At 54.9% G+C, this 11992-nt stretch carries 11 protein-coding genes; 1 reads left to right on the top strand and 10 read right to left on the bottom strand.

The features are described 5' to 3' along the window. A complete protein-coding gene (locus DWZ54_RS06165) occupies window positions 1-1044 on the bottom strand; it encodes a ribonucleotide-diphosphate reductase subunit beta (protein WP_118474932.1) in 1044 nt (347 codons plus the stop codon). 74 nt (window positions 1045-1118) lie between these two features. Beyond that, window positions 1119-3386 (bottom strand): ribonucleoside-diphosphate reductase subunit alpha, encoded by a 2268-nt coding sequence (locus DWZ54_RS06160; protein WP_118474931.1) that lies wholly within the window; start codon window positions 3384-3386, stop codon window positions 1119-1121. A 240-nt stretch (window positions 3387-3626) separates the two neighbouring features. Here DWZ54_RS06160 and DWZ54_RS06155 point away from each other — a divergent pair, with 240 nt between their 5' ends. Next, window positions 3627-3872: a DUF896 domain-containing protein gene (locus DWZ54_RS06155; RefSeq protein WP_118014920.1), complete on the top strand. Its 246-nt coding sequence runs from the start codon at window positions 3627-3629 to the stop codon at window positions 3870-3872. 87 nt (window positions 3873-3959) lie between these two features. Here the strand turns inward: DWZ54_RS06155 and DWZ54_RS06150 are convergent, their stop codons facing one another. The 8 genes from DWZ54_RS06150 to DWZ54_RS12160 form a co-directional block, all read right to left on the bottom strand. Beyond that, on the bottom strand, window positions 3960-4898 hold the full coding sequence (locus DWZ54_RS06150; protein ID WP_118474930.1) for an NAD-dependent epimerase/dehydratase family protein: 939 nt from the start codon (window positions 4896-4898) through the stop codon (window positions 3960-3962). A 38-nt stretch (window positions 4899-4936) separates the two neighbouring features. Next, entirely contained in the window at window positions 4937-5629 is a 693-nt protein-coding gene (locus tag DWZ54_RS06145) for a response regulator transcription factor (protein WP_118475008.1), read from the bottom strand. A gap of 6 nt (window positions 5630-5635) precedes the next feature. Continuing rightward, on the bottom strand, window positions 5636-7135 hold the full coding sequence (locus DWZ54_RS06140; protein WP_158573630.1) for a HAMP domain-containing sensor histidine kinase: 1500 nt from the start codon (window positions 7133-7135) through the stop codon (window positions 5636-5638). 30 nt (window positions 7136-7165) lie between these two features. After that, window positions 7166-8716, bottom strand: a complete 1551-nt coding sequence (locus DWZ54_RS06135; RefSeq protein ID WP_233541638.1) for a glycosyltransferase family 39 protein — start codon at window positions 8714-8716, stop codon at window positions 7166-7168. Between the two features lie 151 nt (window positions 8717-8867). Beyond that, on the bottom strand, window positions 8868-10616 hold the full coding sequence (locus DWZ54_RS06130) for an autotransporter outer membrane beta-barrel domain-containing protein (RefSeq protein WP_158573629.1): 1749 nt from the start codon (window positions 10614-10616) through the stop codon (window positions 8868-8870). Window positions 10617-10849: 233 nt separating this feature from the next. Continuing rightward, the gene (locus DWZ54_RS11855) at window positions 10850-11026 is read right to left on the bottom strand and encodes a hypothetical protein (protein ID WP_158573628.1); all 177 of its coding nucleotides are present in this window, start codon (window positions 11024-11026) and stop codon (window positions 10850-10852) included. A 374-nt stretch (window positions 11027-11400) separates the two neighbouring features. Beyond that, window positions 11401-11769, bottom strand: a complete 369-nt coding sequence (locus DWZ54_RS06125) for a P-II family nitrogen regulator (protein ID WP_118014915.1) — start codon at window positions 11767-11769, stop codon at window positions 11401-11403. A 77-nt stretch (window positions 11770-11846) separates the two neighbouring features. Then, window positions 11847-11948, bottom strand: coding sequence for a hypothetical protein (locus DWZ54_RS12160; RefSeq protein WP_370245750.1), 102 nt, complete (start codon window positions 11946-11948; stop codon window positions 11847-11849). Between the last annotated feature and the right edge of the window lie 44 nt (window positions 11949-11992).

The following is an 11992-nucleotide window of genomic DNA, read 5'->3' as shown; positions in this document are numbered from 1 at the left end:
TTATAAATCGTCGACGAGTGCCGTGCTCTTGGCGTACGCCGTGCTGCGGCCCTCGATGAAGTCCGTCTTGACGAAATTGGGGTCGGCGTACTGGCTGACCCAGCGCATGGAGGAGGGTTCCTGCTCATATCCCTCGTAAAGCGTGCCGAGGCCGATGCTCTTGGCGCGCAGGTTGCCGAGGTAGCGGACATAGTCCTCGATCATCCGGCAGCTGAGCCCTTCGACCTCGTCACCGATTGCGTACATACCCCAGGCGATTTCCTGGCGCACGCCCTCCCGGATCATCGCGCGCATCATTTCCTCATGTTCCGTCGAAAAGAGTTTGGGCTCCTCCTCACGCAGGGCCAGCAGGATATTGCGGAAGAGCCACAGATGCGTGTTCTCGTCGCGGTTGATGTAGCGGATCTCCTGTACGGACCCCGGCATGCGCCCCATGCGCCCGAGGTTGTAGAAAAACATGAAGCCCGAATAAAAGTAAATGCCCTCGAGGATGTAGTTGGCGACCAGCACGCGCAGGAAATTCCGGCGCGAACGGTCCTGCTGGAACTCATTGTAGAGATTGCCGATGAAGGTATTGCGCGTGAGCAGATGCTCGTCATCCTTCCACTGAAAAATAATGGCCCGGCGCTCATCGGGGCTGGCGATGGAATCGAGCATATAGCTGTAGCTCTGCGAATGGACGCATTCCTGGAAGGACTGGATGGAGAGACAGAGATTGACTTCATTCGCCGTGATATAAGCCGAGACATTCGGCAGGTTGGCACTCTGGACTGAATCGAGGAAGACGAGAAACGAAAGGATCTTGTCGTAAGCCCGGCGTTCTGCCGGCGGCAGCTGGCGGTAATCCTTGACATCCTGCCCGAGATTGATTTCCTCAGGAATCCAGAAATTGTTCATGGCCTGACGGTACCAGTCCGCCGTCCACGTATACCTGAGCTCATTGAAATCGTTCATATTCGTCGTGTTGCCACCGATCAGCCGGCGGTGCGTCACGTCGATATCGCCGCCCGGATTGAACAACGGGCGTTTCTGCAATTCATCCATACTGCTTTTCCTTTCCTGACAGATACTGACAGATGCAAAATCGTGCTGCTTTTCCTGCAAGGCCCTGCATCGCGTTACGAAGAACAGCTCTCACAGGACTCCACCTCGAGGGCCTTGCTGCGCACATAATAAATGGTCTTGACACCTTCCTCGAACGCCTCCAGGTAGAGGCGGAGGACCTGGCGGAAGGTATAGTCGTTCGTGATGTAGAGATTGACGCTCTGAGCCTGGTCGATATGGCGCTGGCGCACGCCTGCCGCCCGGATTGACCAGGTCTGGTCAATGGTATGCGCGCTCTTGTAATACCAGTACGTCGCCTTGCCGAGATCCGGTGCGATGCGCGGCAGAATCGTGCCCTTCTTCTCCTCCAGGAAAAACCGGTGCATGATGGGGTCGATGCCTGCCGTCGTACCGACGAGAATGGAGGTCGAGCTCGTCGGTGCCACGGCCAGGAGATACGCATTGCGCATGCCCTGCGCGGCGACGCGATGCCTGAGCTCCTGCCAGCGCGGCGACGTGTAGCCCCGCTTCTCAAAATAGCGGCCCGTCTGCCAGTCACTGCCGGGAAACAGCCGGTAACTGCCCTTTTCCCTGGCGAGATCACTGCTGGCCTCAATCGCTGCAAAATTAATCTGCTCAAACACCTTGTCGACAAAATCGAGATGTTCCTGGCTCTCCCAGCGGATCCTGTGACGTGCCAGCATGTGATGATAGCCCGATACGCCCAGGCCAATGCTGCGGTATCTGGCATTCGTCAGAGCCGCGTACGGCAAAGGTGCCTCATTGAGGTCAATGACATTGTCGAGTGCCCGCACAGCCGTGCGCACAACGTTCTTCACGGCCTGCTCATCCGTAACATCGATGCGGCCAAGATTCAGGCTTGCGAGGTTGCAGACCACGAAATCACCGGGGCGCGTCGTGACCTGCACGACCGTATCGCCCTCTTCCGTCTTTATATCGGTGCGGACCGTCTCCACCGGCGACATGTTCTGCGCGATTTCCGTGCAGAGATTCGAGCAGTAAATGATGCCCGCATGCGGATTTGGGTTCAGACGGTTGACCGTATCGCGGTTAAACGCGAAAGGCGTTCCCGTCTCCACCGCTGAGCGAAGGATCAGGCGGATGATTTCCTTGATGGAAATCGTGCGCTTCGCGATGCGCGGTTCTTCCACGCAGGCCCGGTAACGCCGTTCCCACTCCTCGCCCCAGGAATCCTCGAGCGCATAGCCCATGACCGTTTCGATCTCATGCGGATCCATGAGATGCCACAGCGCATCGAGGTTCTCCCTGGCCGTGCGCCAGAACAGATTGGGGTAACAGACGGCCGGGAAGATATCGTGCGCCTTCATGCGGTCATCGCCGTTATTCGTGCGCAGCTGCAGGAATTCCGGCAGATCCTTGTGCCAGGCATCGAGATAGACGGCACAGGCGCCCTGACGCACGCCGAGCTGGTCGACAGCCACAGCCGTATCGTTGACGAGCTTGATCCAGCGGATGACGCCGCCTGCAGCTCCTTCAAAGCCGCGGATGGCCGAGCCTGTCGCTCGGACCTTACCAAAATAAAGGCCCATGCCGCCGCCCCACTTGCTGACCTTGGCAAACGAATCCAGGCTGCGGTAAATTCCCTCAAGAGAATCCGGCACCGTATCGACGAAGCAGCTCGACAGCTGATGATACGGCTTGCGCGCATTGGCCAGGGTCGGCGTGGCCATCGTGACCTGCTGCAGGCTCAGCATGTCGTAAAATTCCCGGACCCACTCGAGCCGCACGGCCTTGTCCTCCTGCATGGCCAGATGCAGGGCAATGCCAAGATACATCTCCTGCGGCGACTCGAGCGCCGTGCCCTGATGGTCATGGATGACGTAACGCGAGAGCAGAAAGTCGAGTCCCGCGTACGTGTAAAGCGCATTGCGCCCGGCATCGAGGAATCCCGCTGCCTGCTGCAGCTCCGCCTGCGTATAATGCTCCAGGATATAGCTGCCGTAAAGGCCCTCCGCTTCCAGATAGCAAAGCTTGCCGTAGAAATCCCGTATTCCCCGGCGCGCCTCTTCCTGCGAGAGCTTCCATGCAGCCTCGTGTGCCAGCAGGCGCGCGGCAATGAAGTCCCAGCAGGGAGACTCCGGCCGCACCATCTCGACGGCTGCACGCACGAGCGCGCGCAACTCATCGGCCGCCGTCATCCGCGTTTTATGGAAGGACGTGAACTTCTCGAGAAAAGCCGGATACTCGGCAGCTGCCTCCGGAAAATCCTGCTCAATCCCTGCCAGGCAGCCGGCCATATCCGGGATGTGAAGTTCTTCCAGCAATTGCTGGAAAGCAGACGTTGCGACAATACGATCCATGGTACTCTCCTAAACCAGATGTTGTGTTTATTGTTAAAATAATTATCTTTTAACACTATATATTGATTGCTACCCCAGTATAACAAAGCAAAGCCGCCTCTGTCAACGCACATCAGGAGAGGCCGGCCGTCATGAAAAACGCTGCAAAAAATCGTTCCGGACGTTCAAGAAAGTCTTGCATTTCGCCGTGATTCTTTTATAATAAAGGAAACGCAAGAAGTGTAAGAAAGGATTATCACAATGATCACGAAAGAACTCATCGCCCGCATCAACGAGCTTTCCCGCAAGCAGCGGTCCACGGGCCTGAACGACGCGGAACGGTCGGAACAGAAAATGCTGCGTGAGACGTATCTCGCCAGCATCCGCGAACAGGTTCAGAATATGCTGGGTCAGATCGAGATTGTCGATGCTCCGCTCGAAGAGCCGCCGGTCACGCACATCAACGAGATTGCGTTCTCCCTGCGCAGCAGCCATAAGCTTCACTGATTCAAGCCGGAAAAAGGTGCCATCGTTTCAAACTAGGTGAAACGATGGCACCTTTTTATTATTCCGTCAGATACGGTCAAGCTTTTTTCATTCTGCATGCGCCTGCTGATGGCAGAAATATTCATACGTGCGGCGCAGGCCTTCCTGCAGTCCGACGCGCGGCTCCCAGCCAAGCGAACGGCGTGCACGACCGTTTGCCAGCAGCGACTTGTAGATATCGCCGGGGCGTGCCGCCTGATACGTCGGGCAAATCGTTCTGCCTGCCACTTTGCCCAGGATCTCTACGAGCTCATTGAGACTTGTCTCGCTCTGCGTCGAGAGGTTATACGTGTGGTTGACATGCTCAGTCGTAAGCGCGGCATGGATTCCCGCCGCCACATCGCCGGCATAGATGAAGTCGCGCGTCTGCTGACCATCGCCGTAAATCGTGAGGCCCTTGCCCTCCGCAAGGCGCTTGGCAAAGATGCTGATGACACCGCCTTCGCCGCCGTCACCCTGACGCTCCCCGTAAACGTTGGCAAAGCGCAGGACGACGTAGCCGAGCCCGAATGCCTGCTGGTAGAGATGCAGATAATGTTCCACCGTCACCTTGGACAAACCGTAAAAGGACATCGGCGCCAGCGGCTCCGACTCCACGATGGGCAGGCGGTCTTCCGCCACATCGCCGTAACTGGCCGCCGTCGACGCAAAAATCACGCGCTGTACGCCATGGCGCCGAGCCTGCTCCAGGACATGGATGGAGCCGATGACATTCTCCTCTCCATCGAGCGAGGGATTCTCCATTGAGATATGAACAGTGGTCTGGCCAGCCAGATGAACGACGGCATCAAAATGACCGGCGTCAAAGACCGTCGCAAGTTCCGGGCTGTTGACATCCATCTCGATGACCTTCGTCGCCGCCGGCAGATTTGCAAGGAGGCCCGTGCTGAAATTATCGAGCACCGTCACCTGCTCACCGGCCGCCTGCAGGGTCCTCACGAGATGAGAGCCGATGAAGCCCGCACCGCCTGTCACTAAGATATTCACAATAAAGCCCTCTTTTCTATCAATATATGTCTCTTCTTTTAATCTTTATGAAAACGATATCCTGCCCCGCGCACCGTTGCGATATAGCAGGGACGAGCAGGATCCTCTTCAATCTTCTCTCGAATCCGGTTGATGTGAACGGCGACCGTAGCACTGTCGCCCAGCGCATCGACGCCCCAGATGCGTTCAAACAAATGCTCCCGCGAAAAAACGATGCCGGGATTTTCCATGAAGAACTGCAGGAGCTCGAATTCCCGATTCGTCAGATGGACCTCCTGCTGCCGGCAGAATACGCGGCGGGAGCCGGGCTCCAGGACGAGTTCTCCGCAGGTCAGCTGCTCTGCGCCCGGTTTGCCGGCTCCCTTGAGCTGCTCGTAACGCGCGAGATGCGCCTTGGCCCTCGCCACGAGCTCACCGGGGCTGAAAGGCTTCGTCATGTAATCGTCCGCCCCGAGCCCGAAGCCGCGAATCTTGTCGATATCCGTCTGGCGCGCTGAAACGATGATGACGGGAATATCGAGCTTGGTGCGAATGCGGCGGCAAAGGTTGAAGCCGTCGATATGCGGCAGCATGAGATCCAGGATCACGAGATCAAAACCGCCGTTCAAGGCAGCATCCTGACCCTTGATGCCATCTTCCTCGATGATCACCTCAAAATCAGATGCCTCCAGATAGTCCCGTTCCAATTCCGCAATCTCGCGGTCGTCCTCCACGATCAGAATCTTTTTCATGCTCACTCACACCTTTCCCTCTTGCTGCCGTGCGCTCTTTGCTTTTTTCGGCAGCCAAATACAGATGCAGAGCCCCTGCGGCAGGGACGGGCACGCCCAGATGCGGCCGCCCATCGCTTCAACAATCCGTGCCGTAACGGCAAGCCCGAGCCCGCTGCCCTTGGCGACGCCGGCCCTGGCCTTATCCGTGCGGTAAAATGACTCAAAGATCCGGCCGAGGTCCTCCTTGGCGACGCCGCGTCCGCGATCCTCGCCCTCGAGAAGATAGCCGCCGTCCTTTGCCTGCAGACGCAGGATCAGGCTGCCAGCACTGTCACTTTTATATTTTATCGCATTGCTGAGCAGGTTGTCGAGGACACGTTGGAACTGGATGCGGTCAAGCCGCACTACAGCCGTGTCTGCCCCGAGTTCATTCTCGAACGTCAGTGAGAAATCCTGATCGCGCAGCGTCTCGGCCTGCAGTGAAACATACTGCCGCAAGAACGGTACCAGCGCCGCATTTTCCCATTGGAACGAAGCCTTGCCGAGTTCCAGCTTCGAGAGCAGGAAGAGCTCATGCACCATATTCTCCATGCTCTGGCTCGTATGGTAAACGAGCTCGAGATAGTGCCTCTGCTTTTCCGGCGTATTGGCAATGCCGTCGAGTATACCGCCCGTATAGCCCTGGATCTTGGTCAGCGGTGTCGCCAGGTCGTGGGCGATGCCCGCAAAGAGCTCCTGCCGATTCTTCTCATACTGCTCGCGCAGCTTGCGGCCGGCCTGCAGCTGACGGCGCATCTCCTCAAAGACGACGGCCGTCTCGCCGAGCTCGTCGGTGCCATGACTCTGTATCGGCGTGTCGTAATCCCCCTGACCGATGCGACGGGCAGACCGCTGCAAATCCTCAAGCGGCTGGACGATATCACGTGACATCCGCCGAACGAGGAACGACCCGACAAAAATAATGATGCCCACGGCCAGCAGCAGGATGCCCCAGCCCAGGACCTGCCATACAAGCCCCATATGCGGCGGAAAATACCCCGCACCAATATGGAAGGGAACGGGTCCCATCGCCACGGCCACGGATTTCTTGTCCCCGGAAATGTAACGGTAGACCAGTCCTGCATCATCCCAGCGCATCACATTGCCATCGCCCGGTGCTGCCTGATACGATGCCGCGATCAGCTCCTGTGCGCTGCCAGGGTCCGTCTCATAGTCCAGTTCGCCATCGCGGATGACAGCGATACGGATGCCCAGGTCTTCCATGGACTGCATGTGGCGGTCAAGAATCTCATGCTCACCGCCAGCCACATTGGAAAAAAGATGACTGACCCCCATGAGGACAGGGACCGTATCGCCTGCCTCCGGCCAGAGAATCTCGATTTCGCGCTCCCGGAAATTACCGGTCGCACGCAGCCCATGAAAGATGCAGCTGCCAATACCGACGAGCAGCATGACGGGGATGAGGACCATGATGGCATTATTGAATAGCAGCCGGTGGCGCACGGAGAGATCACGCAATCTCATACGATTCATCCTTTCAAAATACCTGATGCATCAGGAATCCTGCAGCTTGTTTGTCTGGGTTCCCAACAGATACTGTTCTAAGATTCCATAGGATATATCGTTTTTCCTGCCAGGCAGCTCGACATGTCCATCATACGATACATCGGGCTTCAAGCGATAGACCACATAATCATAACTGCTGCCGACTTCCTGCCAAGCCCCCGGAACCTTCGTGCCAAGTTCCTTCGCATGTTCCCAGTCGGTCACGAGCAGCGTGTCCTTTTGCAGATTCATATCCTCGACGGCCGCAAACGGCATGATGTTCGTCGCCGTCCAGCTCATCTTGTGCGGACGCACTTCCTCGATATCGGCCTCCGTCTGCATCAGGCGGGCCGGACGCAAATCACTGTAGTACGCGATGGAAACCGGGTAACGGATGCCGTAAGTCACGACGACCGTGTCCGGCTGGCTCTGCTGCTGCAGAATTTCAGCCACGCCCTGTCCCGAATTCTTCTGCAGCGCAAACGGCAGGATGGTAAACACGGAAATGAGATAGATCACGCCCATACCCTTGGCCAGGCGCCAGAACATCGTCTCATGTGCGAGGAAGTAGTGGCCCATGAGGATGGCCAGCGGCATCATATACGGGAACGTATACGTCATGTATTTCGACGCCATGCATTCAAATGCGACGAAGACAGCCAGCGCCCAGACCACGAGGAAGCGCTCGCGCTCGTCCGTCGGCAGATGCAGTTCCCGCTTGAACAGGCGCTTGAAGAACGCCGGCAGTACGGCCAGCGACCACGGCAGGAAGCCCGCCAGGAACACCAGCAGATAATAATACCAGACGTTGTTGCGTGGATGCTCCGACACCGTCGCGCGCAGGACATTGTGCACACCGAGGAAGGTATCGAGAAAATCACTGCCATGCAGCAGGTACATGGGCGCATACCAGAGACTGACGACGCCGAGGAAGAGCATGAAGCCGCCGAGCAGGTGGATGTTCAGCAGCATCGGCAGGCAGCGCTGCCAGAGCAGGAACAGCAGGATGACGAGGCCCGGCAGCGCCAGGCCGATCGGGCCTTTGTCAAGAACGGCAATGCCTGCGGCCGCAAAGGCCAGATAATAATATTTTGCCTTGCCGCTTTCATAGCCGGCATAAAAGCTCATGAGCGTTGCGCTGACCGTCACCCAAAGTGTCATATCCGTGATGACCGCATGCCCAAGGTACCAGTATTCAACCGATGTCCCGAGCAACACCGCCGACATCAGTCCGACGCGGCGGCTGTACAGCTTCGTCGCAAAGGCATACGTCATGATGAGACCGGTCACGGCAAAGACCGCCGGAAAGAAGCGGGCCGCAAAGTCCGTCATGCCAAATACCTGGAAGGCTGCAATAAGCTGCAGATAGAACAAGATGGGTTTATCGTACCAGTAATTGCCAAAAATCCGCGGCGACAGATAATCACCGGCCTGGATCATCTCCTTGGCCGTTTCCACATAGTTGGACTCCACCGGGTCCGTTATTGGCAAGGCCCAGTTTCCCAGCATATAGAGCACGAGACCAAAAATCAGCAGCCCTGCAATATCGTTTCTCTTCACGCCTGCTTCACCTCTCACTAAGCAATAATGTCTTAACTAAAGCAAAGTATAAAAGCTGCCTTTAAACAGGCGTTAAACAAAACATAATGAAAAAGAAAAACCGCTCTATCCTGCCACACACAGGATAGAGCGGTTTGAACAAGGTATGTGTTTAATAGGCCACGCGGAAGCCGACATTCCACTGCCATGGCGTCGTGACATCGCCGTTCGTGCTCTTCTCGACATCGAGATAGAAATGGCTGTCCTTGCCGAAATTCAAATTCGTGCCAAGGCCGAACTCCCACCAGCTGCCGCCAAGGTCACGCATAAACGGCGTGTTGACCGAACCGTACGTCATATTGGAATCGGCATCCCCCTGGAACTCATGGAGATATGATGCCCGTGCATAAATATTCCCCGCCTTGATATCCTGGCCGGCGGAGAAGCCTAGGCGTCCCACGAGACTGTCCAGGCTGTCCTGATGAAGATGAACGCCGCGATTGCTCGTCACATCCGCTGACGTCACATGACCATACGTCAATTCAGCCTGAGGCTCAAGCCAGAAATTGCCGCTCTGCTGATAGCGCTTGCCGTATTCTGCACTGAGGCTGAAGCCGTTCGTATCATAGCTGCCGTTGCCGGCACCCGTCACCGTGCTGAATTCGTTCTTCATATGAGCAAAACGGCCGATGAGGTCGATAAAGCTGCCATCATTCTGCAGCTGGCTGCCATAAATGGCAAAGCCCGTGTGCTTATTGGTGCCATTGCCGCCGGAGAACGAACTCTGTCCGTCCGTATACGTCAGGGCGCCGCCTACGGTCCAGGTTGGTGATACCTTCGTGTCCCAGCCGAGCTGATAATAATTGTACTGGTTCTTGACGTTCTGCTCGCCATACTTCATCTCGCCGCGCGCCATGCGGAACCAGGTACCTTCCTTGCCCTTGCTGTCACGCAGTTCCCCCAGCCGCTTGTTCATATCGTTGTTTTCCTGGCGCCAGGTCATCAAAGAAATCGCCGCCATGTTGCTGATGGCACTGTTGCCCGTATTGATGGCCTGATGGCCCGTCACGGTACCATCGGCATTGATCGTGCCATTGTACGCGCCCGCAATGAGGCCTTCATCCGTCGTTACCTGCGTCGCCAAAGATTTTTGCGTATCTTCACTGGTAACGACGTTGGCCAGCTTCTGCGCCACTGAAGCATCTGCCGCAATCGCATCGGCCAGGTTGCCGCTGCCTTTTACGGTCAGGGATTTCACTGCCTTCTGCGCACCGGAAGCGAGTTTTAACTGGCTGTCCAGGCTGTCCGTCGTCACCACGCCGCCGTTACTCGTCAGGCTGTCCAGGACATCAACCTCATGTGCGTCCCCGGACAGATTGACCTGGCCGCCGTTCGTCAGCGTCAGCTGATTGACAAAGCTGTTCTTGGTCGTGTTCCATACGGCGCCGTTACTGGCGGTGAGCTTCATATCCTTCACCGTAATCTTATTTTCCGGAGGATTACCTGTCTTGATGATATTGCCGTTCAAGTAAGATTCTGCATTCGTCAAATTGATATCGACAGTGGAATCAATGCTCGTACCAGAAGTTTTGGCATCATAGTTAAAAGAAATATCGCCATTGAGCTTGACCGTTTCCGTTCCTTCAGGATTGATGGTTACCGTGGAATGGCCGCGCGTGCTGATGGCCGTCGGCGCGTTGATCGTAAGGTTGTTGTGAATCGTTACTGTTGAGCCGGAATAGCTGATTAAGCCAATAGCCGGATTTTCATCACCATCTTTCAGCGTGCTGGCATCCACATCAGTAGAGGCGTTGATGATGGTATTTTTCGTATTGATATCGATAACAGAAGCAGGATTGTTCGAATTACTCTGTGCCTGAGCGCCAATAGCCCATTTTGTCCCGTGAACGTTAATCGTCAAGGTATCGCCATTAACTACTACCTTAGAGGGAGTACCTGGATTCGTTTTTTTATAATCACCATCTTCAAATGCCATAATGCCATAAGCATTTTCACCGGTAGAATTTATTGTAACGGATTTGGTATTCGCATCACCCAATTGAATAGTGCCTCCATTATAGGCAAAGACATTGTATACGGTTCCACCATTCCGCGTATCTGCAAGTTTAATGCTCTGATTGTCAGCCCCCGTCGCTATAATCTTGCCCGTACAGATGACAAGGTATCGCTGACAGAAACATCGCTTAAGTCAGCTGACTTGGTTGCAGCATTCTCATAAACCGTATCCGATGCAAATACAGGCTGACTCATCCCGATGGTAAGCGCCAGTAAAACAGCAGTTGTCAGATTTCCCCGATTGAACGTTTTCATGTCCATATCCTCCCACTACTTTTAAAAATTTATTAACATACCATTAAGATGAATTATAGCACATATGTCCCCCCTACAAGACGTTCAATTTTTCAGCAGGTATAGAAAAAGCCCGCCTTCTCCTGCTGTTCCTGGCAGGACAAGGCGGGCTTCCATCATAAAATTTCGTTTATCAATAGTGCGGATGGAGACGAACATATTCCATAGATATGAAAACAAAGCTGGTCCAAGGTGGCTCAGTTCTTCGTTCGCACACGGCTCATTTTTTCATTGACATTCACAGGTATGACCAACAATACGTTTATAAAGGGCAAAAACGCTTATATGGTCTTCTCATAGAGTAGCCCCTTTCTTAGACGGATGCACAAAGGTGATTACGTTTCATCCTGCAGCGCATCATATCCTCTTTCCCCAGTGCGGATCTTGACGACGTCATCGATTTTGTTGATGAAGATCTTGCCATCGCCGAACTTCCCGGTATGAAGCACCTTTGTCGCAGTCTCCACGACTTTTTCTGGTGGAATCTTCGAAACGACGACTTCGACTTCAAGCTTTGGCAGGAGGTTCGAAGAAATCTCCGGATTGTGGAACTCGTGCGCATGCCCTTTTTCATGTCCATAGCCGAGAACGCGGCGCACCGTCATACCAGTGATGCCGATTCCCTCTAGGGCGACCTTCAATCCTTCAAAGCGATTTTCACTGGTGATGATGCGGACAGACGTTAATATCGTTTCGTTAACCATAATAAATTCTCCTTTTATTTTATCCAAATACGTACTAGCTTTTGAGGACATCTTAACACGTCTTTGTTTTACTTTTTTCAGGAAAGTGCTGACCGCTTGATTGCGGCTTTACCCTCTTCACCCGTGCGAACACGGATCACATTGTCTATGCCTGAAATCAGAATCTTTCCGTCCCCAATATGACCGTGTTAGCGCCGGGCGAAAAACGCCACTGAGTGTCGGG

Source organism: Mitsuokella sp. AF33-22, assembly GCF_003475755.1.
Lineage (GTDB): Bacteria > Bacillota > Negativicutes > Selenomonadales > Selenomonadaceae > Mitsuokella.
This window is presented reverse-complemented; position numbering and strand designations above follow the sequence as displayed.

Excerpts from the sequence above, each read along its gene's own strand:
- DWZ54_RS11855 (WP_158573628.1), bottom strand. The coding sequence starts at position 11,026 with ATGAAAACGTTCAATCGGGGAAATCTGACAACTGCTGTTTTACTGGCG.
- DWZ54_RS06145 (WP_118475008.1), bottom strand. The coding sequence starts at position 5,629 with ATGAAAAAGATTCTGATCGTGGAGGACGACCGCGAGATTGCGGAATTG.
- DWZ54_RS06125 (WP_118014915.1), bottom strand. The coding sequence starts at position 11,769 with ATGGTTAACGAAACGATATTAACGTCTGTCCGCATCATCACCAGTGAA.
- DWZ54_RS06160 (WP_118474931.1), bottom strand. The coding sequence starts at position 3,386 with ATGGATCGTATTGTCGCAACGTCTGCTTTCCAGCAATTGCTGGAAGAA.
- DWZ54_RS06155 (WP_118014920.1), top strand. The coding sequence starts at position 3,627 with ATGATCACGAAAGAACTCATCGCCCGCATCAACGAGCTTTCCCGCAAG.
- DWZ54_RS06165 (WP_118474932.1), bottom strand. The coding sequence starts at position 1,044 with ATGGATGAATTGCAGAAACGCCCGTTGTTCAATCCGGGCGGCGATATC.
- DWZ54_RS06140 (WP_158573630.1), bottom strand. The coding sequence starts at position 7,135 with ATGAGATTGCGTGATCTCTCCGTGCGCCACCGGCTGCTATTCAATAAT.